Source organism: Mesorhizobium sp. M0317, from assembly GCF_040321555.1.
Taxonomy (GTDB): domain Bacteria; phylum Pseudomonadota; class Alphaproteobacteria; order Rhizobiales; family Rhizobiaceae; genus Mesorhizobium.
This window is the reverse complement of the sequence record NZ_JAMYRV010000004.1, coordinates 146037-169028: the sequence shown is the minus strand read 5'-3', so window position 1 is coordinate 169028 and position 22992 is coordinate 146037. Positions and strand designations below refer to the sequence as shown.

The following is a 22992-nucleotide window of genomic DNA, read 5'->3' as shown; positions in this document are numbered from 1 at the left end:
CTATTGTCAGACCACTCAGGCGGCGTTTTCTTCGCCTTCGGCCTTCTTGTCGCGGGCGATTTCCTTGCCGGTGGCCTGGTCGACGACCTTCATCGACAGGCGGACCTTGCCGCGCTCGTCGAATCCCATCAGCTTGACCCAGACCTTGTCGCCTTCCTTGACGACGTCCGAGGTCTTGGCGACCCGGTCGTTGGCAAGCTGCGAGATGTGGACGAGGCCGTCACGCGGACCGAAGAAGTTGACGAAAGCGCCGAAGTCGGCGGTCTTGACGACCGTGCCTTCGTAGATTTCGCCGACTTCCGGCTCGGCGACGATGGTATGGATCCACTTCTTGGCCGCCTCGATCTCCTTGGCGTTCGACGAAGCGATCTTGACCGTGCCGTCGTCCTCGATGTTGATCTTTGCGCCGGTCTTCTCGACGATCTCACGGATAACCTTGCCGCCGGAGCCGATCACGTCGCGGATCTTGTCGGTCGGGATGTGCATGACCTCGATGCGCGGTGCGAACTCACCGAGTTCGGGGCGGGCGCCGGTCAGAGCATGCGCCATCTCGCTGAGGATATGCTGGCGGCCGTCCTTGGCCTGGTCCAGCGCGATCTTCATGATCTCCTCGGTGATGCCCTCGATCTTGATGTCCATCTGCAGCGAGGTGATGCCGCCTTCGGTACCGGCAACCTTGAAGTCCATGTCGCCGAGGTGATCTTCGTCACCCAGGATGTCGGACAGAACCGCGAAGCGCTCGCCTTCCTTGATCAGGCCCATCGCGATACCAGCAACCGGCTTGGCCAGCGGAACGCCGGCATCCATCAGCGCCAGCGATGTGCCGCAGACGGTGGCCATCGACGACGAACCGTTGGACTCGGTGATCTCCGAGACGACGCGCAGCGTGTAGGGGAACTGGTCCGCGCTCGGCAGCATCGGACGGATAGCGCGCCAGGCGAGCTTGCCGTGGCCGATTTCGCGGCGGCCCGGCGAACCCATGCGGCCGGTCTCGCCGACGGAGTAGGGAGGGAAGTTGTAGTGAAGGAGGAACTTCTCCTTGTACATGCCGGTCAGCGAATCGACATACTGCTCGTCCTCGCCGGTACCCAGCGTGGCAACGACCAGCGCCTGGGTCTCGCCGCGGGTGAACAGCGCCGAACCGTGCGTGCGCGGCAGGACGCCGACTTCCGAGACGATCTTGCGGACAGTCTTGAGGTCACGGCCATCGATGCGCGAACCGGTGTCGAGGATGTTCCAGCGCACGACCTTGGCCTGGAGTTCCTTGAACACCGAACCGATCTGCTCGGAGGTGTACTTGGCGTCTTCGCCTTCGGCCGGGGCGAACGCTGCCTTGACCTTCGCCTTGACGGCGTCGACGGCGGCGTAACGCTTCTGCTTGTCGACGTTCTTGTAGGCATTGCTGAGCTCGTCGCCGACGATCTTCAGCATTTCGGCTTCAAGCGCGGAGTAGTCCGGCGCCGTGAAATCGCGCGGCTCCTTGGCGGCAACTTCGGCCAGCTTGATGATGGCGTCGATGACCGGCTGGAAGCCCCTGTGGCCGAACATGACGGCGCCGAGCATCAGCTCTTCGCCGAGTTCCTTGGCTTCGGACTCGACCATCAGCACGGCGTCGGTGGTGCCGGCGACGATCAGGTCCAGCCTGGATTCCTGCATCTCATCGACATGCGGGTTGAGCACGTATTCGCCGTTGATGTAGCCGACGCGGGCGCCGCCGATCGGGCCCATGAAGGGAACGCCCGACAGCGTCAAAGCGGCCGAGGTGGCGACGATCGACAGGATATCGGGATCGTTCTCGAGGTCATGCTGGACGACGGTGACGACGATCTGGGTGTCGTTCTTGTAGCCGTCGGCGAAGAGTGGGCGGATCGGGCGGTCGATCAGGCGGGAAACCAGCGTTTCCTTTTCGCTCGGACGTCCCTCGCGCTTGAAGTAGCCGCCCGGGATCTTGCCGGCGGCGTAGGTCTTTTCCTGGTAGTTGACGGTCAGCGGGAAGAAATCGAGGCCTGGCTTCGGCTCCTTCATCGAAACGACGGTGGCGAGAACCTTGGTTTCGCCGTAGGTCGCAAGCACCGCGCCGTCAGCCTGACGTGCGATCTTGCCGGTTTCCAGGATGAGCGGACGGCCGCCCCATTCGATTTCCACTTTGTGGTAGTTGAACATATCTTGTCCTTAATAAGCGGAAAGGGCCGCGCCGTTTCACGGTGCGCGGATGCCCTTTCCCTGGCTTCCTTTCTCGGGCAGCCACGGGCAAGACAACGGGAAGCTCGGTAAATTTCGGCGCTGGTTAGCGCACGAGCGTCCTGCAATCCTGCCCCATGACCGTCCATGGGCGGTTTCGAGTGGCCTCTGCACGCTCGAAACCGGGTCTGGCCAATCGATGCGACTGGCAGAATGCGCGACCGGCGGGCTCTCCTTCGAAAGCCCGCCGGTCAATTCGTCAACGGCGCAGACCGAGCTTCTCGATCAACGTCTGATAGCGCGCGTCATCCTTGCGCTTGAGATAATCAAGCAGGCTGCGGCGCTGGGAGACGAGAGCGAGCAGACCACGGCGGGAATGGTTATCCTTCTTGTGGTCCTTGAAGTGGTCGGTCAGGTTCTTGATGCGCTCGGAAAGGATGGCCACCTGGACTTCCGGAGACCCGGTATCGCCCTTGGCGGTTGCGAATTCACCCATCAATTCCTGTTTGCGCTCGGCAGTAATCGACATCGTGTTTTCCTTATCTGTTTGAGGAAACGGGTCGCCCTCAGCCGGGATGTCGTCCAGCAGGGGCCGGTGCAAGCAAAGCGACATGGCGCGATGCTGCGGCGCATATAGGGCAATTCCCCGGAAAACACCAGCCCATTCATAAAGCCGGCTTGTCGCAGCCTTTGCTCGGGAATCCAGGATTCCCCTGACACCGGAAGCTTACAGCCACTTCTTGCTTTTGAAGAAGACGATCAGCCCGACAGCAACGGCCAGCATGAACAGCAGCGAAGCCGGGTAGCCATAGTAGGCTTTCAGTTCCGGCATGTTCCACGGCGAGCTCTCGGGATCGAAATTCATCCCCCAGATACCGACCAGGAAGGTTAGCGGCATGAAGATCACCGAGACGATGGTGAGATAAGAGATGACGTCGTTGGTGCGCGCCTGGCTCAGCGACAAATGCATTTCGATCAAGCCGGTCAGCATATCACGCTGGTTCTCGACCAGCTCGATCAGCCGCAATGCGTGGTCGAGCGTGTCGTTGAAGAAGATTTTCGTCTCCGGCTTCACATAGGGCACGTCGTTGCGGATCAGCGTCGCCAGCGCGTCGCGCATCGGCCACAGCACGCCCTTGAGCACATTGGCGTCGCGCCGCAATTCGTGCAGCTGGCGCATCTGATGCTTGTGAGGCGTGTTGAGCATCTCGTCCTCGATGCCATCGACCTCCTCGCTCGCGGCCTCAATCGGCGGGAAATAGCTGTCGACGATGGAGTCGATGAGCGCATAGGCCAGATAGTCGGCGCCGCGCATCCGCAAGCGGTTGGGCAACGCTGCCGCGATGCGCTTGCGTACGGGGTCGAACGGATCGCCTTCGCGCTCCTGGAAGGTGACGACGAATTTCTTGCCGAAGAACACCGCGATCTGCTCATAGCGATGCACCTTGACGTCGTCGATCATGCGCATGACGACGAAGGCGTGGTCCTCGAAGAAGTCGACCTTCGGCCGCTGGCCGGTGTTGACGACATCCTCCAGAGCCAGCGGATGCAGGTTGAATATCCGGCCGATCTCCTCGATCAGCTGGATGTTGGCGAGACCGGTGCAGTCCAGCCAGACGACCGGCCAGTTGTCGCAATGGGTGTTGAGATCGTCGATGCTGGCATCGTTGATGGTCATGAATTTTTCAGGCGAAATCAGCGTCAGCCGCAGCTCGGACCGTCGCGCCGCCGGATCGGCGATCAGCGTGCCAGGCGAGGCGCCAACCGGCGGCCGGCGCGTTGTCACCGGCGCCCGCTTCTTCACCGCCTCAGCCTTTGCCATGTGCCCCTCGGATGTGACGTCGACGTAAGACTAGACGAGAGTGGTCAGCCGGCAAAGACCCGCTTCGGCTTGAACATGCCTTGCTCGATGGCGCCGATGGCGACAAGCTTGCCGCGCGCGGTGGCGCAGGCTTCCTCGGCTTCCACGGGCGCGTCGCGGCCGCGGATGATGACGGGATTGCCAAGGCGGATTTTCGTCGCCGCTTCGTCGCTGATGGCAATCTGCGGCAGGCAGTCGAGCGCGGCGGCCGTGTCGACGAGCAGCGCATCGATTGCGCCAAAGTCGATCGGCGCGTCGGCAACATCGGCGTCGCCCTCTTTGTCAGCTTCGCGCTGTTCGCCGAAACGGGCGGCTTCCAGTTCGGCGACGGTGACGAAATCCTCCTGGGTGAACGGCTCGACCTCGACCCTGCGCAATTCGGCGATGTGGCCGAAGCAGCCGAGGTCGCGGCCCATGTCGCGGGCCAGCGAGCGCACATAGGTGCCTTTGCCGCATTCGACCTCGAACAAAGTGTGGTCGGCAGCGTGCTCGACGATGTCCAGACGGCCGATCTCGATCTCGCGCGCGGGGATGTCGACTGTCTCGCCCCCACGGGCGAGATCGTAGGCGCGTTCGCCTGATATCTTGATGGCCGAGAATTGCGGCGGTGTCTGCATGATGACGCCGGTGTAGTTCGGCAGCAGCGCCCTGACATCTTCTTCCGCCGGACGGCGGTCGGAACTTTGCGTCACCGGGCCTTCGAGATCGTCGGTCGAACGCTCCTCGCCCCAAGCGACGGTGAGCCGGTAGATTTTGGCGCCGTCCTGCACATAAGGCACGGTCTTGGTTGCCTCGCCCAGCGCGATCGGCAGCATGCCAGAGGCCAGCGGGTCGAGTGTGCCGGCATGGCCGGCCTTTTCGGCCTGGAAAAGCCATTTGATCTTGGAGACGGCTTCGGTCGAACCCATGCCAACCGGCTTGTCCAGCACCACCCAGCCGGAGATCGGCCGGCCCTTCTTCTTGCCGCGGCGCCCCACTATTTCTCGTCCTTGTCGTTGTCTTCGCCATCGGCACCCAAGTCTCGCGCGACTTCGGGCGATTTCAGCAAATCGTTGATCCTGGCGAAATTGTCGAAGGACGTATCGAGCTTGAAGCGGAACTCCGGCATGAACTTCATCTGGCGGAGCGCGCCGGAGACGCGGCCACGGACGAACTTCGCATGCTTGTTGAGCGCGTCGATGACCGCACCCGTGTCCTTGGCGCCAAGCGGCGAAACGAAGGCCGTTGCGACCCTCAGATCAGTGGACATGCGCACTTCCGAGACCGAAACCACGGTGTTCTCGATCAGCGGGTCGATAATCTCGCCGCGCTGCAAGGTTTCCGACAGCGCATGGCGCACCTGTTCGGCGACGCGAAGCATGCGCTGGGATGGGCTGGAGGCGGTTGGACGGGGCATTTTTCTCAATCCGGAAAGCGTGAGGCGCGGGATGGGACCGTGCCGCCATGTCTCATATTTGTTCTATGCATGTCGTTTATCCCGCACTTTTGGGCGACAGGCATTAAAGTTAGGGCGGCGGTCTTTCGACCACCGCCCGGTCGTATCGACAGTATACGAACTCAGAGCGTCCGGGTCACCATCTCGACGCGGAAGCACTCGATGATGTCGCCGACGCGCATGTCCTCGTAGTTCTGCAAAGCCATGCCGCACTCCTGGCCGCCCGGAACTTCCGCGACTTCATCCTTGAAGCGCTTGAGGGTCTTCAGCGTACCTTCGTGGATGACGACGTTGTCGCGGATCAGGCGCACGCCCGCTCCACGTTCGACCTTGCCTTCGGTGACACGGCAGCCGGCGATCTTGCCGACCTTGGTGATGTCAAAGATCTCGAGGATCTCGGCATTACCGATGAAGGTCTCGCGGCGTTCCGGCGACAGCAGGCCGGAAAGTGCTGCCTTCACATCGTCGACGAGGTTGTAGATGATCGAGTAGTAGCGGATTTCGATGCCCGCGGCCGCCGCGGCCGCACGTGCCTGCACGTTGGCACGGACGTTGAAGCCGATGATCGCGGCCCCCGAGGTCTCCGCCAGCGACACGTCGCTTTCGGTGATGGCGCCGGCGCCGGCATGAACGATGCGCGCACGCACCTCGTCGGTGCCAAGCTTGTCGAGAGCGGCGTTGATCGCCTCGATCGAACCCTGCACGTCGCCCTTGATGACCAGCGGGAATTCCTTCAACCCGCTCGTCTGCAACTGCGACATCATCTGTTCGAGCGAGCCGCGCTGGCCAGCATGGCGAGCCACTGCCTTCTCGCGCGCCAGACGCTGGCGATATTCGGTGATCTCGCGGGCGCGGGCCTCGTTGTTGACGACAGCGAAGCGGTCGCCGGCTTGCGGCGTGCCTTGCAGGCCGAGCACCTCGACCGGCATTGCCGGCGGCGCCTCCTTGATCTGCTCGCCACGGTCATTGACCAGCGCGCGCACCCGGCCCCACTCATTGCCGGCGACGAGGATGTCGCCCGGCATCAAAGTGCCGGTCTGCACCAGTACAGTGGCGACGGGGCCACGGCCCTTGTCGAGCTGGGCTTCGATGACCACGCCCTCGGCGGTACGGTCCGGATTGGCCTTGAGGTCGAGGATTTCGGCCTGCAGCAGGATCGCTTCCAACAGCTTGTCGAGGTTGGTGCCCTTGGTCGCCGACACTTCGACGTCCAGCACTTCACCGCCCATCGATTCGACGAACACCTCATGGCGCAGCAGTTCCGACCGCACCTTCTGCGGATCGGCATCATGCTTGTCGATCTTGTTGATCGCCACGATGATCGGAACGCCGGCCGCCTTGGCATGGCTGATCGATTCGATGGTCTGCGGCATGACGCTGTCGTCGGCCGCCACCACCAGGATGGCGATGTCGGTCGCCTGAGCGCCGCGCGCGCGCATCGCCGTGAAGGCGGCGTGACCGGGCGTGTCGATGAAGGTGATCTTCTGACCGTTCTTCTCGACCTGGTAGGCGCCGATATGCTGGGTGATGCCGCCGGCTTCGCCGGAGACGACATTGGCATTGCGGATGGCGTCGAGCAGCGAGGTCTTGCCGTGGTCGACATGGCCCATGATGGTCACGACAGGCGGCCGCGACACCAGGTCCTCGGCATTGTCGGCAATGTTGAACAGGCCTTCCTCGATGTCGGACTCGGCGACGCGGCGGACCGTGTGGCCGAATTCGGTGGCGACCAGCTCGGCCGTGTCGGCGTCGATGATGTCGCCCGGCTTCAGGATCTGGCCCTGCTTCATGAAGTACTTGACCACATCGACAGCGCGCTCGGACATGCGCTGCGCCAGTTCCTGGATGGTGATGGTTTCAGGCAGGATCACTTCGCGCATAACCTTCTCGCGCGGCTCATTATGCATCGCGCGCTTGAATTTTTCCTGGCGGCGACGCATCGACGACAGCGAGCGGGCGCGCGCGTCCTCGTCGGAAAGAGCCGTGTTGAGGGTCAGCTTGCCGCGACGACGGTCTTCCTCGGCCTTGGTCGGCTTGGCCGGGCGCGCCACTTCGGGCGTAACCGGACGGCGTACCGGGGCACCGGCGGCGGTGCGCTTCGGCTTGACCTCTTCCTCGTCGTCCGACGCCACAAGCTCGGCAGCCTGCGGTGCGCGGCGGCGCGCTTCTTCCTCGGCGCGGCGGCGGGACTCGGCCTCGGTCTGCAGGCGGGCTTCTTCCTCGGCCTGACGGCGCGCGGATTCCTCGCGCTCGCGCTTGCGGCGTTCCTCATCCTCGTTGCGGCGCTTGGCCTCTTCGATGGCGCGTTGGCGGTCCTCGACGTCGCGAACCTTGGAGCCTTCGAGCGCCCTGCGGCGCGCTTCCATTTCATTGCGCGACAGTTCGTTCAGCACCATGCCGCCGCGTTCGGCCGGGGGCGGCGGAGGCGGCGCCTTGGGCGCTTCCTGCACGACGGGGGCTGCCACTACCGCGGGCTTGGGCGTAAATACGGGTGCAGCCACCGGCTCCGGCTTGTCGCCGGGCATGGAGAATTTGCGCTTCTTGATCTCGACCTGGACCTGCTTGGTGCGGCCATGCGAGAAATTCTGTCGCACGACGCTCTGCTCGGTACCGGGGCGCTTCAGCGTCAAGGTCTTCTTCGGTGTAACACTCAACGTCTTGTCGTCGCCCGATTTCGTATCGCTCATTCCATATCCTCTGCAGCATCATCTTCGTCAGCAACGGCCGCAAGCATTGCCAGATCGTCGGGGGTTCCGCCCCGATATCGGTCGAGCGCAACCATGCGCCTCTCAACCGCCTTGCCCGCGTCTCCCGCGAGAACGGCAGCATGTATCACATTTGTACCCCCCAATGCCAAGCTCAACTCGGCCTCGGAGAAAAGTTTGTAGGCAAGGACTGCAGGCCCGCCGAGGTGGACAGTTGCCCGCCGCGCCTGACTGATCTTGCGCACGCCATCGTCGGATGCCTCGGTCGCGTGGAGCACGAAAAGCGCCAACCCCGAGCGCACCGCGCTCTCGACCTTGGTTGCGCCGAGTGCGATCGAGCCAGCCTTGCGGGCAAGGCCAAGCATACCCAAAGCGGATCGTGCAAGCAGTCCGTCGACCATGCCGCCGAGATCGGGCGGCACGACGACCTGCGCCTTGAAGGCGCGGGCAAACAGGTTCTTCGCCGCCGCCTTGTCGATATGTAGGCGGTCGGCGCTCACCCAACAACCACGGCCGGGCAGATTTCTCTTCAGGTCAGGAACGACGGCCGAATCCGGGCCGACGACGAAACGGATCAGCTCATCCGGCTCGGCTTGCTTGCGCGTGACGATGCAGGTGCGATCGTTCATCTCGTCCTGGGGCGGGTTGTGTGCGATGCGGTTTCACCTCACGCACCAACGGCTTCGTCAGCCGGGACCTGTTCGGCTGCAAGCTCGTCTTCGGTGATCCAGCCGGCCTTGAGGCGGGCTGCCAGAACCATCTGCTCGGCGTCGGCGCGCGACACGCCGTGATTGGCGAGCACACCCGGGAATACCTTGGTCTCGCCGTCCTTGCGTTCCTTCCAGCCGGTCAGGTCGTCGGCGGCATAGCCGGCGAAATCCTCGATCGTCTTCACGCCATCCTCGCCGAGCGTCACCATCATGGCGGTGGTGACGCCAGGGATTTCGCGCAGTTCGTCGGTGACGCCCAGCGCCTTGCGCTTGTCGTCATGCTCGGCTTCGATCTTCTCCAGATATTCGCGGGCGCGGGTCTGGATCTCCGAAGCGGTGTCTTCGTCGAAACCGTCGATCGAGGCGATCTCGCCCGAATCGACATAGGCAACTTCCTCGACGCTGGTGAAGCCTTCGGAGGCCAACACCTGGCCGACCATCTCGTCGACATCAAGGGCTTCCATGAACAGCGACGAGCGTTCGACGAATTCCTTCTGGCGGCGCTCAGACTCCTCGGCCTCGGTCAGGATGTCGATGTCCCAGCCGGTGAGCTGGGAGGCAAGACGCACGTTCTGGCCGCGACGGCCGATGGCCAGCGACAGCTGGTCGTCGGGAACCACCACTTCGATGCGCTCGGCATCCTCGTCGAGCACCACCTTGGCGACTTCCGCCGGCTGCAGCGCGTTGACGATGAAGGAGGCGGCCGAAGGCGACCACGGAATGATGTCGATCTTTTCGCCCTGCAATTCGCCGACCACGGCCTGGACGCGGCTGCCGCGCATACCGACGCAGGCGCCGACCGGATCGATCGACGAGTCACGCGAAATGACGGCGATCTTGGCGCGCGAGCCTGGGTCGCGGGCGACCGACTTGATCTCGATGATGCCGTCATAGATTTCCGGCACTTCCATGGTGAAGAGCTTGGCCATGAACTGCGGATGGGTGCGCGACAGGAATATCTGCGGGCCGCGCTGTTCGCGGCGCACGTCGTAGACATAGGCGCGGACGCGGTCGCCGTACTTGTAGTTTTCACGCGGGATCAGCTCGTCGCGGCGGATAATCGCCTCGCCACGGCCGAGATCGACGATGACGTTGCCATATTCGACGCGCTTGACGGTGCCGTTGACGATCTCGCCGATGCGGTCCTTGTATTCGTCATACTGGCGGTCGCGCTCGGCCTCGCGCACTTTCTGCACGATGACCTGCTTGGCTGACTGGGCGGCGATGCGGCCGAAATCCATTGGCGGCAGCTGTTCGGCGATGAAGTCGCCAAGCTGGGCGTCCGGATTGCGCTCGCGGGCCGAGGAAATGGCGATCTGGGTGGCGTAGTCGTCGACCTTCTCGACCACTTCCATCAGCCGCTGCAGCTTCATCTCGCCGGTGTTGGCGTTGATGTCGGCGCGGATGTTGGTTTCCTGGCCGTAGCGCGAGCGCGCGGCCTTCTGGATCGCATCAGCCATGGCGGCAATGACGATCGACTTGTCGATCGACTTTTCACGCGCCACCGCGTCGGCGATCTGCAGCAGTTCAAGTCTGTTGGCGCTTACAACCATCTTATTTCTCCCGAGCTTGTTGCCGAGCTTTTAGGCCCGGCCGCTCATCATAGTTCCTGTTCGATTTCGTCTTCCGCGCCGCCTTCAGCACCTTCGGGTGCATCATCAGCTTCGCCGCGGCGTTTCTTGGCTTCCTTGCGTTCCCGGTTGTCCTTCGAAAGGGCATCGCGAATAAGGTCGTCGGTGAGGATCAGCCGCACATCGGCGATCGCGTCATAAGGAATGCGAACCGTCGGCTCTTCGCCGTAGGAGGCCTTGTCGCGCTCGAGCAGCATGTCGTCTTCGCCGGCTTCGGCGATCTTGCCCTTGAAGCGCTTGCGGTCGGCGACCGGCACCGAGGTTTCCATCTTCACCAGATGGCCGGTCCAGGTGACGAAATCCGACTTGCGTACCAGCGGCCGGTCGATGCCCGGCGACGACACTTCGAGATGATAGGCCTTCTCGATCGGGTCATCGACGTCGAGCGCCGGCGACACAGCGCGGCTGACCTCTTCGCAATCCTCGACGGTCATGGTGCCGTCCTCGCGTTCGGCCATGATCTGCAGCGTCAGGCCGTTCTGGCCCGACAGATGCACCCGCACGAGGCGGAAGCCAATGCCTCGCAACACCGGCTGAACGATCAGCGCGATGCGCGCATCGATACCGCTTTCGCGGATGATGCGGTCGTCGGCTTCGCTTGCCGTTGCAGTCATGCGGTTCCTGTCGTTCTCTGGATCAGGATGATCGTCGTCCCGAACCATCTCTTTGCTGATGGCTGACCGGCAGGTAATAAAAAAGAGCGGGACCGGGTGGACCCACTCTTCGTCATACCGACCAAGAATTTGAGGCTGATATAGACGATCCCGGCCGGTGTTTCAAGTCTGTTGACGGGCCGGGCAGAGTGCAGCCGGGGACGGCTGGCAGGATTGCGCGCGGCGCATGCCGGCTATGCGGTAACGGCCCTGTGATCCCGGATTTCACATCCCTATCTATGTTGCACTGCACAAATCAAAGATGAGCGCGCGGTGGCGCGCGAAAGGTCAAGACAATGAGCAACCGTACCGTGTTTTCCGCCATAGGCGACGCCTTTGCCCTTTTCGGCAGCGCCGTTGCCGCCTCGCGGGCCGTCGAAGCCGGCCGCAAGCCGCGCGCCAACGATCTGCGCCGGCTCGGCATGGACCCGACCGCTTTCGGCAAGATCGGCCGTTTCTGAAGCCAGACCGGCTGTCGATGCGGGACACTTTCCCAACTATTTTCTGATGAAGGTGAGATAGGCCGGCCGTCGGCCCTCGCGAATGGCTTTTGCCTCGTAGCGTGTGCCCGGCCAGCCTTCATAGGGCCGATGCCAGTCGGCCCCATCTTGCACCTGCCAGAGGAGCCCGCCATGCGCCCGACAGTGCAACAAGGTCCAGTTCACATAGGTGTCGATGTCGGATGCGAAGCGGAATTTTCCGCCCGGCTTCAGCACGCGCGCGAACCGATCGAGGTTGAGCGGGCTGACAAAACGCCGCTTCCAGTGCTTTTTCTTCGGCCAGGGATCGGGGTAGAGCAGATCGATGCCGTCGAGCGACGCCTGCGGCAACCAATCGAGCAGGCGCGTGGCGTCGTCGTCATAAACGCGAAGATTGGCAAGCGGCTTTTCCCGCACCGCCATCATCAGCTTGGCCATGCCGTTGACGAACGGCTCGACACCGATGAAGCCGGTCGCCGGTGCCTCCGTGGCACGGTGCAGCAGATGCTCTCCGCCGCCGAAGCCGATTTCCAGCCGAACCGTTGAAACATCCGCTGAGAATAGCGCGCGCAATTCTGCCGGTGCCTGGACGGAGAGGTCGAGGCCATAGGCCCCAAGACCGCTTTCCAGCGCCGCCGCCTGTTGCGGGCGAATGGTCTTGCCGTGCCGGCGGCCGAAGAACCCTTCGGTCGCCCGGCTCCGCCTGTCCTGTGGATCCATGGCCTGGTCGCGCGCCGCGCTTAGATTGAGATGAGATTTGGGATTGAGATGAGATTTGGCTGAAATCTCATCTCAATCTAATCCTTTGTTGGAGCATGGTCTTTTCCAAAAAACCGGTACCCACTTTTTGGAATCATGCCTAAGCAGCGATCGCGTCCTTGAGCGCCTTGGCCAGATCGGTCTTTTCCCAGGAGAAGGACCCGTCTCGGCCGGCCTTGCGGCCGAAATGGCCGTAGGACGAGGTCTTTGCGTAGATCGGCTTGTTGAGGTCGAGATGCCTGCGGATGCCGGATGGCGACAAATCCATCACCGTGCGCAGCGCTTCCTCGAGCTTGGCCTCGTCGACCTTGCCGGTGCCGTGCAGGTCGACATAGACCGACAGCGGCTGGGCAACGCCGATGGCGTAGGACAGCTGGATGGTGCAGCGGTCGGCGAGCTTGGCCGCCACCACATTTTTGGCGAGATAGCGCGCCGCGTAGGCGGCGGAGCGGTCGACCTTGGTGGTGTCCTTGCCGGAGAAGGCGCCGCCGCCGTGCGGGGCAGCACCACCGTAGGTGTCGACGATGATCTTGCGGCCGGTCAGGCCGGCGTCGCCGTCCGGCCCACCGATGACGAACTTGCCGGTCGGGTTGATGTACCACATGCAATCTTCGGCGATCTTGAGGTCGCCGAGCGCCTCACGGATGTAAGGCTCAACGACCTTGCGGACCTTCTTGGAATCCCAGGTCGCGTCGAGATGCTGCGTCGATAGCACGATCTGAGTCGCTTCGGCGGCCTTGCCATCGACATAGCGAACGGTGACCTGGCTCTTGGCGTCAGGCCCGAGCTTGCCGGCTTCGCCGTTGTTTTCGTGGCGGGCAGCGGCGAGCAGTTCGAGAATCTTGTGGCTGTAATAGATCGGCGCCGGCATCAGGTCCGGGGTCTCGCGGCATGCATAGCCGAACATGATGCCCTGGTCGCCGGCACCCTCTTCGCCCTGGCGGTCCGCGGCGTTGTCGACTCCCTGGCCGATGTCGGGCGACTGGCCGTGCAGCAGAACCTCGATCTTTGCCGTCTTCCAGTGGAAGCCGGCCTGCTCGTAGCCGATTTCGCGGATCGCCTTGCGGGCGACCGACTTGAACTTGGCCGGGTTGACGACCGAATGCCCGGCGGCGTCCTTGAGGATGTTGCCGGCTTTGTCCCGCTTCAGCAGAGTATCGGGAACCCTTACTTCGCCGGCGATGACGACGCGGTTGGTGGTTGCGAGCGTCTCGCAGGCGACGCGGACTTTCCATGGGTCCATGCCGGTCTTCTTGGCCTCGCGATAGACCAGATCTACGATCTCGTCCGAGATGCGGTCACAGACTTTATCGGGATGACCCTCGGCCACGGATTCCGAGGTGAAGAAGTAGTTCTGCCGCGTCACGGGTGTCCCCTCTTGAAAAAACGATCGGCAGGGCTGCCGATTTTGGCGCGCCACGTGTTAACGGTGCCGGGCGCCGCTCGTCAAGCGGTGCCGCGGTTCTGGCATGAGTGCTGCAGCAATATATCTTGTACCACCGGCGGCTTGGCGCCGCCGGCAGTCGAGCCTCTGGGCTACTCGGGCCCGGGGATTACTGGGGCCAATGGGTCAATCGACCCACCGAATCACTCGGCATCTTCGGCAGAAAGGGACTTCACAAGGTCGATAATCCGGCGGCGCACCTTCACATCCGCGATCTTGACGAACGCGCGGTTGAGCTGAAGCCCTTCCGGACTGCCGCAGAATTCGACGGCGAAAGCCATCGAAGTGTCCTCGGCAAATCCTCTATTACCCACCGGCTCCTGCCCTGGCGCATCCTCGAAAAAGAAGGCGACAGGCACGCTGAGTATCGAGGCTATTGCCTGCAGACGGCTGGCGCCGACGCGGTTCGTTCCTTTTTCATATTTTTGGATCTGCTGAAACGTAATACCGAGATTTTCACCAAGCTTTTCCTGGCTCATTCCAAGCATATTGCGCCGAAGGCGGACGCGACTTCCGACATGGATGTCGATCGGATTCGGTTTCTTCTTGTTTTCTTCTGTCATTTTTTCCTCGCCGAATTTTTCCGGCCTTTTCTATTTTTCTCGCCCAAACGAAGCCGGAGCCAACTGCCCCAACAGAAACACCAACCGACTTCGAGAAAATTAGGCGGTAACAGTATGAGTTTCTAATGTGTCGACTGTCAATTCACCCGTAGCCGTTGCCTTACGTTCAAGCTGAGGGCGATTGCGGCAAACACCAACATGATCAGCATTCCGTTAATGCGCCGCCCCGCGGCGGAGATGAAGGCTTGGCCGGAGATCGGCACCCGCACGTCGATGGCGCCACGTGCATCGACCGCCAATGCGTCGACGATGCGTCCCCGCGTATCGACAACGGCGGAAATGCCGTTGTTGGCGGCGCGCAACAGCGGCAATCCGTTTTCCACCGCGCGAATCTGAGCCTGCCTGAAATGCTGGTACGGCCCGGGCGTGTCGCCGAACCATGCGTCGTTGGTGACGTTCACAATAAGCTGGGATGACGTTGCGTCAACAGCCACAAGATCAGGAAAGATCACCTCGTAGCAAATAAACGGCAAGGTGCTGATGCCGCCGGGCAAAGCGATCGGATGGCGCTCGTTGCCGGCGGCGAAATTCATCGGCCCGGCGACGAGCTGTCCGATGCCGAAGCGGCTGAGCAGACCGGAAAACGGCAGATACTCGCCGAACGGCACCAGATGGACCTTGTCGACGGCATCAGCGATTTCGCCCTTGTCATCGATCGCCACCACCGAATTGTAGTAGCGGCTGTCGGCATCCGCCCCCGATCCGCGCTCCTCGCGCACGACGCCGGCAATCAGCATCTGACCAGGCTGCAGCATGTCGCCGAGCGCGGTCAGCGCGTCCGGACGCTCGGTGAACAGGAACGGTACCGAGGTCTCCGGCCACAGGATAAGTTGCGGTTTGTCATGACCGGGGTCGGGCGCTGCGGCCGACAGGCCCATCATCGTGGCGAAGATGCGGTCGCGCACCGAGGCGTCCCATTTTTCGCTGAGGTCGACATCCGGTTGCACGATACGGACATCGAGAGTGCGGGTTGTCGGCTTGTCGGGGGTCGCGAGCCTGACATAGCCGAAGCCGGCATGGGCGGCGACGAGAATGGCAAGCAGGACCACACCGAGACGGACATGCCGGCGTGCTGCAAGCAAGGCCGGCATGGCGAAGACAAAGACCGCCAGCGCGTTCATGCCGACCATGCCGGTCACCGACACGCTTTGCATCAACAGCGGCACGGGCATCGCCGCATAACCGACGGCATTCCAGGGAAAGCCGGTGAACAGGAAGCCGCGCAGCCATTCCGTCAGGCCAAAAGCAAAGGCAAGGGCGGCAATGCGGCCAATGTCGTTGGTCCATAACAGCCGCGCAACGACGGTGGCGAAGCCGTAGAAAAATGCCAGCGCCAAAGGAATGCCGACGACCGCGAAGGGTAAGGCCCAGGCGAAACTGTCGGCCTCGACCAGAAGCGCCTCACCGATCCACCACAGACCGGCGAGGAAATAGCCGAAGCCGAACCACCAGCCGATGGCAAAAGCCGGCCGCAGGCGCCTGAGCCAGCCGTCGGAAGCCTCGCCGGTGGCGCCGTCGAGCAGCCAGACCAGCAGTGGAAACGAGACGAAACAGACGGCGAAGAAATCGTAAGGCGCCTGGGCGAGCACCGCCAGCGCCCCGGCAAGAAACGCCACCAGCGCGCGCCGCCAGCCCCAAAGCAGAATTATCCGGCCGGCAAGGCGCTCCATACAGACTTCCCAGGTCGCGCGAATCAAGAGCCAAGATTTATCAGATTTATTGAAACGCGAACCGGCCGATCGCTGCGCTATCGGTGCCATCCCTCGATGGTTAGCCCGCTCAGGTGCTCGGCCTCCTCGCGCGGCACGGTGCGCAAGGTCTGGGTGAAGGTCCAGACATGGCTTCGGGGTCGCGCGCCCGATACTGCCGTTCGCCGTAGAAATGGTCGGCAGGCTCCTCGACGATTTGGGCTCCAGCCGCCATTGCCCGCTCACAATGCACGTCCAGGCCGTCTTTCAGACGCACACAGACCGACTGAGTGTTCTTGCCGCCGACGCTTACCGGACTGGCAATATGATCGGCCCATTCGGAATCGACGATGATGTAGCCGTCGCCAAAACGCATTTCGGCATGGACCAGCTGTCCGTCGGCGTCGCTGACCACCATGCTCGGCTCGAAGCCGAAGGCCGTTTCGAGCCATTTCAATGCGGCTCGCGGGTCCTTGTAGAACACACCCGAGCCAAAGGTTGAGTGCTTGAAGGGATCGTCGATCGTCATCGGCCGGGCGACGTTCTGTCCTAGGCCTGCTCGGTGCGGGGGGCGGTCACGCGGCGGCGACGCTCGCCCTTCTGGTTCTGGACGATGCGCACCCGCTTGACGCGGCGCGGATCGGCGTCGAGCACGTGGAATTCGAAGCCGGGGATGGCTTGCACAACCTCACCACGCGCGGGCACGCGGCCCAGCGTGTTGAAAATCATGCCGCCGATCGTGTCGACATATTCACCATGCTCACCGGCGGTAAAGTCCTCGCCGATCATCTTGGCGACCTCGTCGATCTCGGCCTTGCCGTCGACTACGAACACGCCCTCGCCGGTCTGGGTGATCAGCGGCTCGTCCTCGTCATGCTCGTCCTCGATATCGCCGACGACCATCTCGACGATGTCTTCCAGCGAGGCGAGACCATCGGTGCCGCCATATTCGTCGATGACCAGCGCCATCTGGGTGCGCGTCGTCTGCATATGGCCCATCAGGTCGGAGGCAAGCATCGAGGGCGGCACGAAAAGCACCGGGCGGATCAGATTGAGGTCGCCGATGGTGCGGCCGAGATCGACCTGGGCGAGGTCGAGAAGCGTCGTTGCCGGCGTCTTCCTGGATGTTCTGCCCTTCTTGACCCGGGCGACCTTGGTGATGTGGGCCAGCACGTCGCGGATGTGAACCATGCCGCGCGGATCGTCGAGCGTCTCGGAATAGACCGGCATGCGGGAGTGGCCGGACTGCTCGAACAGACCGAGCAGATCGCCCAACGTCGTGGTGATCTCGACGGCCTCAATATCGGCGCGCGGCACCATGACGTCCTCGACGCGCACCTCGCGCAGGCGCAATATGTTGTTGAGCATGGCGCGTTCGCCAGGCGAGAAAGACCCCGCATCGCTGGTCGTTTCGGCAAGCGCGCCGGCGATTTCCTCGCGCAGGCTGGTGCCGTTCCGTTGTCTGAAAAGGCCCAAGACGCGGTCGAACAGGGACGGACCGGCAGGCGATGGCTCGCTGGCAATGCTACCAGAAGCGAGGCTGCCGGAACTGGGACTCGGACTCGATCCCTCTTCCGTCGTATCGGAAGGCTTTGTCGCACTGCCAGCCTCGGGGCGGGCGGCAGTTTCTGGTTTGTCGTTCATCGTCGTCCGGTCAATTGGTCTTTTGTCATTACGTGTAGGGATCGGGAATGGCAAGCCTTGCGAGCGCTGAGCGCTCGATGGCTTCCATCTCCTCGGCCTCTGCATCGGTCTCGTGATCGTAGCCCAGTAAATGCAGCAGGCCGTGGATGACGAGATGGGTGATATGGTTCTCGAAGGGCTTGTCTTCCAGGGCTGCTTCGCGCGCCACCGTCTCGGCGGCGAGCACGATGTCACCCAGCATCGGCGGCAGCTTGCCACCCTTGGGGAAGGGAAAAACCGGGAAAGACAAGACGTTGGTCGCCTTGTCCTTGCCGCGCCAGCCGGCATTGAGGGTACGGATATGGGCATCGTCGGAAAAGACGATGCTGAGTTCGGAAGGACCGGCAGCAGCGGTTTCGGCAAAGGCAGCCGACACGGCGCGATCGACCAGACGCGTCAGCGCCGCCTCATCGGGCCAGTCGCCGGCCTCGACCGACATATCGATCTCGACGGGAACCGAACTATCCCCGCCGCCAGGTCTTATGTCTTCAGGCATGAGCCCGCATCGTCACATCAGCTCTCGGCGCCGAGGCCGCGTGCCAGCTTGGCGTCGCGGTCATAGGCCCTGACGATTTCGGCCACCAGCGGGTGGCGCACAACGTCGACATCGTTGAAGCGCACGGTCACCGCGCCGGCCACGCCGTCAAGGACACGCAAGGCTTCGACGAGGCCCGACTTGGTGCTTGGAGGCAGATCGATCTGCGTCGGATCGCCGGTGACGATCATGCGCGAATTCTCGCCGAGGCGGGTCAAAAACATCTTCATCTGCATCGGCGTGGTGTTCTGCGCCTCGTCGAGGATGACGGCGGCATGCGCCAGCGTGCGGCCGCGCATGAAGGCCAGCGGCGCGATTTCGATGACCTCGGCAGCGATAGCACGTTCGACCTTGTCGGCCGGCATCATGTCGTAGAGCGCGTCATAGAGGGGCCGCAGGTACGGATCGACCTTTTCCTTCATATCGCCGGGCAGAAAACCCAGCCGCTCGCCGGCCTCGACCGCCGGCCGTGACAGGATGATGCGCTCGACCATGCCGCGTTCGAGCAGCATCGCCGCATGCGCCACCGCCAGATAGGTCTTGCCGGTGCCGGCCGGGCCAATGCCGAAGACAAGTTCCGAACGCTCCAGTGCCCGCATATAGGCGTCCTGGTTGAGCGAACGGGCATAGATCGGCTTCTTGCGGGTGGAGATCTGGGCGGCCGAAACCTTGCCCTTGCGTTCAAGCGTCGGCAGCGTCAGCTGGTCGTCGGCGGCAATCGCCATGCGCACGGCGCCATCGACGTCGGACTGGCCAATGTCGGTGCCCTTCTGGAGAATGCCGTAGAGATTGTCGAGTGCGCGGCGCGCCTGTTCGGCCGCCGAGGCCGAGCCCTTGATGGTCAACTGGTTGCCGCGCGAGCGGATGTCGACGCCGAGCTTCTGCTCAAGCCGGGCCAAATTCTCGTCGAACTGACCGTACAGGGCGCTGGCAAGCTTGTTGTTGTCGAAAGTCAGAACGATGTGCGCCATGTCAGAGGCCCCGGATGTCTGGTTCTGGGGCAGAGTCTTCACTTCAGCAGCGCTCAACCGTCTCTCCTCATCTGCCGAGGCCATCAAGCCAACTCGGCGAACAGGCTATTGTAGCCCGTCTTCGTGATTCGCACCCGGATAATGTCACCGATTTCGCCGGCCTTTTCATCAACAATAACCGGCTGCAGCCAGGGCGAGCGGCCGACCTTCTGGCCGGCCTGACGGCCGGGCTTCTCGATCAGCGTGTCGATGGTGCTGCCGACCAGGCCCAGGCCGAAATCCTGCTGCTGCTTGAGCAACAATGCCTGCAGCTGTTGCAAACGTTCATCCTTGACCGCTTCCGGCACGTGATCCGGCATATCGGCGCCCGGCGTGCCGGGACGCGGCGAATATTTGAACGAGAAGGCCGAGGCGTAGTTCACCTGGCGCACCAGACCCATCGTGGCCTCGAAATCCGCCTCGGTTTCACCGGGGAAGCCGACGATGAAGTCACCGGACAGCGCGATGTCGCCGCGTGCAGCGCGGATGCGCTCGAGCAGCGCCAGATAGTCCTTGGCCGTGTGCCTGCGGTTCATCGCCTTGAGAATGCGGTCTGACCCGGATTGCACCGGCAGGTGCAGATAAGGCATCAAAGCCGGGAGATCGCGATGGGCAGCGATCAATTCGTCGTCCATGTCGCGCGGATGGCTGGTGGTGTAGCGCAGCCGCGCCAGGCCAGGAATTTCGGCCAGCCGGAACAGCAGGCGACCAAGCCCCCATTCCATGCCATCCTCACCCTTGCCGTGCCATGCATTGACGTTCTGCCCCAGCAGCGTCACCTCGCGCACACCGGCATCGGCCAGCCGCTCGGCTTCGGCGACGATCTGCGCCACCGGCCGCGACACTTCCGAGCCCCTGGTATAGGGCACGACGCAGAAGGTGCAGAATTTGTCGCAGCCTTCCTGTACCGTGAGGAAGGCGGTGACGCCGCGCTTGATCATTTCGGCACGCTTCGGCTTCGGCAGATGCTCGAACTTGTCCTCGATGGCGTATTCGGTCTCGACGATCTTCTCGCCGCCACGCACCCGGGCCAGCACATCGGGCAGCCGGTGATAGGTCTGCGGGCCGATGACCAGATCGACAGCAGGCGAACGGCGGATGATTTCCGCGCCTTCGGCCTGCGCGACGCAACCGGCGACGCCGATCAGCATTTCGCGCCCAACTGCTGCGCGTTCAGCCTTCATGTCGCGGATGCGGCCGAGCTCAGAATAGACCTTTTCCGCCGCCTTCTCCCTGATATGGCAGGTGTTGAGCAGCACCAGGTCGGCGTCGGCGATGACATCGGTCGCGGTGTAGCCGTCGGCGGCCAGCGTATCGGTCATGCGCTGTGAGTCATAGACATTCATCTGGCAGCCATAGGTCTTGACGAAGACCTTTTTGGCCGGGGCGGACGCCGCAGCAGCGCTTTGCGAGGCGCTGTCGGTTTCGTTCCGCTCTATCGTGTTCAAATCCATCCGGCGGCTTCTAACGCCTTTCCGTGACAAAAAACAGACGATTCTCGGGCATCGGCCTGTAGGCGCTCGGCCTGCGCTAGCGGCTCGGTCGGGGATCGGCGAGCGCGGCCTGCATCATGGCGCGCACCTTGCTTTCCATCATCCTCGACGTTTCCTTGCGGTTCGAGCCCTTGGAAAAGGCGATGGGCTCGCCGAAATGCACCTCGACGTCAATGGCGCCTTCGGCCATCAGCACCTTCAGATGCGGCATCAGGTCCTGATCGCCGATCCAGGCAGCGAGCGGCCGGTGGCGACGGCCGAGAGGCACGCCGTGCACCCGCGTGTAGGCAATCGCCAGCGGCTGGATGAAGACCTGCTCGGCCGCGCCTTCCGAAATCGCCATCGAGGCGGCGCCGAACAAGGTGCTCTTGAACGGCAGGATGGTGTTGCCGTCGCCGGTAGAGCCCTCGGCAAACAGCACCATGGCGTCGCCCTTGGCCATGCGGCTGGCGATCTCGCTGGCCTGGTCGCCAGCTGTCCGCTTGCGCTCGCGTTCGATGAAGACCGTACGCTGCAGTTTCGACAGCCAGCCGATCAGCGGCCATCCCTCCATGTCCGCCCGGGCGATGAATGTCACATCGGCAAAGGAGCCCAGCACCATGATGTCGGTCCAGGAGATATGGTTCGAGGCGACCAGCAGCGGGCGCTGGCTGGACAGTGCGCCTTTGACATGGATGCGCAGGCCGAGCGTCCGGACGATGAGGCTGTGCCAGACCTTCAGAATGACCGTCTCGCGCCAGATTCCGGTCTTCATCGACAGCAGCTGCAAAGGCACAAGGACCAGCGAACCGACGACAACGAGGCTCAGCGCCAGGAAAATCCTGATTTTTCCGATCATGCAGCTTGGCCCTGCCCCAAAACTTTGGCTAGCTAAGATCGCGGCGCATGACAAGCGCGCCGGTAGGACCATGTTCGGTCGAGCGGTAATAATTGGCGCGGTGGCCGACCTGGCGGAAGCCCAGCCGCCGGTAGAGGGCAATCGCGGCGACATTGGTCTCGTCGACCTCAAGGAACAGCGCCTCGGCGCGCTGCGCATGCAGTTCGCGCAGCACGGCGTCCATCAATTGCCAGCCGAGCCCCTGGCGGCGATGCGAGCGCGCCACCGCCACGGTCAGAATCTCGCCCTCGCCGGCTGCAAGCCTGGCCAGCACGAAGCCGACCGGCGGCTTGGCGCCCTGGCCGATTTCGCGCGCGGCATAGCCGAACACGGTTTCCTGTTCGAGCAACGCGGCGAACTCGCCATCGGTCCAGGACCGGACGAAATCCTCGCGATGCAGCACCGACGCTGCCGGGCTGTCGGCGATGGTCAGCGGCTCGAGCGCATAGTCCCTGCGGCGCGGCTGGAGGAAAGGGATGCGCATCACTTTTCCTGCCTCAACAGGATGAACCCGGCCTGCGCCTTGGCATCGGCGCCGCGCAGATAGAGTGGCTTCGGCTTGTCGCCCTCGCCTTTTGCAGCGGCGAGCCGGGCGTAGACGGCAATGTCGGCGGTGGCAGCCGTCGGGCCGATATCGAAATCGCGACCGGCCGCGGCTGCGATCTGCACGGCGGCTGTGCCGGCAAGCACCGGACGATTGTCCGCCGCCATTCCCGCGGCTTGCGCAAGTGTGGTCACCGCCGGACCATAGCGCAAAATCGCTTCCGCATCGTAAAGCGCGGCATGGATTTCCTCGCGGCCGGCATCGAGAGCGGCCAGGACCGGGCGGCCGGGAAATGCCGCCCTCGCCTCGGCCGCCAGCGCCTCCAGTGTCGTTACCCCGATCGCCGGGATCTTCAGCGCCAGCGCCAGGCCGCGCGCCGCCGAGACGCCCACCCGCAGGCCGGTGAAGGAACCCGGACCGATGGAAACCGCAACGGCGCCAAGGCCGGCATAATCGGTGCCGTCCGCTTTCAGCGCTTCGTCAATGACAGCCATCAGGTGTTCGGCATGGCCTTTGCCGAGATCGAGTACCGAGCGGCCAAGTTCTCTGCCGCCCGATGCGTCATAGACGCAAGCGGCGCAGAGATTGGCGGCACAGTCGATGGCGAGCAGTTTCATGGGCGACCGGTTCGAAAAACAGTCTCCCTCTGCCCGCCACGGGGCGCCGCCGCAAGAGCCAGCG

Annotated in this window: 21 protein-coding genes and 1 pseudogene; 1 reads left to right on the top strand and 21 read right to left on the bottom strand. The window is 63.0% G+C overall.

The genetic code is table 11. The features are described 5' to 3' along the window. Window positions 1-15 precede the first annotated feature (15 nt). From pnp to rimP, 9 genes are all read right to left on the bottom strand, one after another. Window positions 16-2163, bottom strand: coding sequence for a polyribonucleotide nucleotidyltransferase (gene pnp / locus NKI88_RS06110; protein ID WP_023688738.1), 2148 nt, complete (start codon window positions 2161-2163; stop codon window positions 16-18). Between the two features lie 277 nt (window positions 2164-2440). Further along, window positions 2441-2710 carry a 30S ribosomal protein S15 gene (gene rpsO, locus NKI88_RS06105; RefSeq protein WP_006202929.1) on the bottom strand — a complete coding sequence of 90 codons (270 nt, stop codon included), beginning with the start codon at window positions 2708-2710 and terminating at the stop codon, window positions 2441-2443. 198 nt (window positions 2711-2908) lie between these two features. Continuing rightward, the gene (gene corA, locus NKI88_RS06100; protein ID WP_352654207.1) at window positions 2909-4003 is read right to left on the bottom strand and encodes a magnesium/cobalt transporter CorA; all 1095 of its coding nucleotides are present in this window, start codon (window positions 4001-4003) and stop codon (window positions 2909-2911) included. 44 nt (window positions 4004-4047) lie between these two features. Further along, window positions 4048-5019 carry a tRNA pseudouridine(55) synthase TruB gene (gene truB / locus NKI88_RS06095; protein ID WP_352654205.1) on the bottom strand — a complete coding sequence of 324 codons (972 nt, stop codon included), beginning with the start codon at window positions 5017-5019 and terminating at the stop codon, window positions 4048-4050. Then, entirely contained in the window at window positions 5019-5438 is a 420-nt protein-coding gene (rbfA, locus tag NKI88_RS06090) for a 30S ribosome-binding factor RbfA (RefSeq protein WP_023669558.1), read from the bottom strand. Before rbfA ends, truB begins: the two co-directional genes overlap by 1 nt. Window positions 5439-5599: 161 nt before the next feature. Continuing rightward, window positions 5600-8164, bottom strand: a complete 2565-nt coding sequence (gene infB / locus NKI88_RS06085; protein WP_352654202.1) for a translation initiation factor IF-2 — start codon at window positions 8162-8164, stop codon at window positions 5600-5602. Then, on the bottom strand, window positions 8161-8811 hold the full coding sequence (locus NKI88_RS06080; RefSeq protein ID WP_023669556.1) for an RNA-binding protein: 651 nt from the start codon (window positions 8809-8811) through the stop codon (window positions 8161-8163). Before NKI88_RS06080 ends, infB begins: the two co-directional genes overlap by 4 nt. A gap of 38 nt (window positions 8812-8849) precedes the next feature. After that, complete coding sequence (gene nusA, locus NKI88_RS06075; RefSeq protein WP_023669555.1) at window positions 8850-10445, bottom strand: transcription termination factor NusA; 1596 nt, start codon at window positions 10443-10445, stop codon at window positions 8850-8852. Between the two features lie 47 nt (window positions 10446-10492). Beyond that, window positions 10493-11137 (bottom strand): ribosome maturation factor RimP, encoded by a 645-nt coding sequence (gene rimP, locus NKI88_RS06070; RefSeq protein WP_352654200.1) that lies wholly within the window; start codon window positions 11135-11137, stop codon window positions 10493-10495. A 335-nt stretch (window positions 11138-11472) separates the two neighbouring features. Between rimP and NKI88_RS06065 the strand changes: the two genes are divergently transcribed. Next, a complete protein-coding gene (locus NKI88_RS06065; protein ID WP_023669553.1) occupies window positions 11473-11637 on the top strand; it encodes a hypothetical protein in 165 nt (54 codons plus the stop codon). A 36-nt stretch (window positions 11638-11673) separates the two neighbouring features. Here the strand turns inward: NKI88_RS06065 and trmB are convergent, their stop codons facing one another. The 12 genes and pseudogenes from trmB to tsaB form a co-directional block, all read right to left on the bottom strand. Beyond that, window positions 11674-12375, bottom strand: a complete 702-nt coding sequence (gene trmB, locus NKI88_RS06060) for a tRNA (guanine(46)-N(7))-methyltransferase TrmB (protein WP_023699459.1) — start codon at window positions 12373-12375, stop codon at window positions 11674-11676. Between the two features lie 139 nt (window positions 12376-12514). Next, window positions 12515-13780, bottom strand: coding sequence for a methionine adenosyltransferase (metK, locus tag NKI88_RS06055; protein ID WP_352654198.1), 1266 nt, complete (start codon window positions 13778-13780; stop codon window positions 12515-12517). A gap of 221 nt (window positions 13781-14001) precedes the next feature. Continuing rightward, window positions 14002-14421 (bottom strand): helix-turn-helix domain-containing protein, encoded by a 420-nt coding sequence (locus NKI88_RS06050; RefSeq protein WP_023669550.1) that lies wholly within the window; start codon window positions 14419-14421, stop codon window positions 14002-14004. A 137-nt stretch (window positions 14422-14558) separates the two neighbouring features. Then, window positions 14559-16151, bottom strand: coding sequence for an apolipoprotein N-acyltransferase (lnt, locus tag NKI88_RS06045; RefSeq protein ID WP_352654196.1), 1593 nt, complete (start codon window positions 16149-16151; stop codon window positions 14559-14561). Window positions 16152-16228: 77 nt separating this feature from the next. Continuing rightward, window positions 16229-16698 (bottom strand): annotated as a pseudogene (locus NKI88_RS06040) (VOC family protein). A gap of 20 nt (window positions 16699-16718) precedes the next feature. Then, a complete protein-coding gene (locus NKI88_RS06035) occupies window positions 16719-17813 on the bottom strand; it encodes a hemolysin family protein (protein ID WP_023818830.1) in 1095 nt (364 codons plus the stop codon). A 28-nt stretch (window positions 17814-17841) separates the two neighbouring features. Beyond that, a complete protein-coding gene (ybeY, locus tag NKI88_RS06030) occupies window positions 17842-18348 on the bottom strand; it encodes an rRNA maturation RNase YbeY (RefSeq protein ID WP_352654193.1) in 507 nt (168 codons plus the stop codon). Between the two features lie 17 nt (window positions 18349-18365). Next, window positions 18366-19358 (bottom strand): PhoH family protein, encoded by a 993-nt coding sequence (locus NKI88_RS06025; RefSeq protein WP_502909433.1) that lies wholly within the window; start codon window positions 19356-19358, stop codon window positions 18366-18368. A gap of 83 nt (window positions 19359-19441) precedes the next feature. After that, window positions 19442-20851, bottom strand: coding sequence for a tRNA (N6-isopentenyl adenosine(37)-C2)-methylthiotransferase MiaB (gene miaB, locus NKI88_RS06020; protein WP_023699455.1), 1410 nt, complete (start codon window positions 20849-20851; stop codon window positions 19442-19444). A gap of 76 nt (window positions 20852-20927) precedes the next feature. Next, window positions 20928-21728 (bottom strand): lyso-ornithine lipid O-acyltransferase, encoded by an 801-nt coding sequence (olsA, locus tag NKI88_RS06015; RefSeq protein ID WP_023699454.1) that lies wholly within the window; start codon window positions 21726-21728, stop codon window positions 20928-20930. A 28-nt stretch (window positions 21729-21756) separates the two neighbouring features. Continuing rightward, entirely contained in the window at window positions 21757-22251 is a 495-nt protein-coding gene (locus tag NKI88_RS06010; protein WP_023699453.1) for a GNAT family N-acetyltransferase, read from the bottom strand. Then, window positions 22251-22928, bottom strand: a complete 678-nt coding sequence (gene tsaB / locus NKI88_RS06005) for a tRNA (adenosine(37)-N6)-threonylcarbamoyltransferase complex dimerization subunit type 1 TsaB (RefSeq protein ID WP_023669541.1) — start codon at window positions 22926-22928, stop codon at window positions 22251-22253. The genes NKI88_RS06010 and tsaB overlap by 1 nt, the downstream gene beginning before the upstream one ends. Between the last annotated feature and the right edge of the window lie 64 nt (window positions 22929-22992).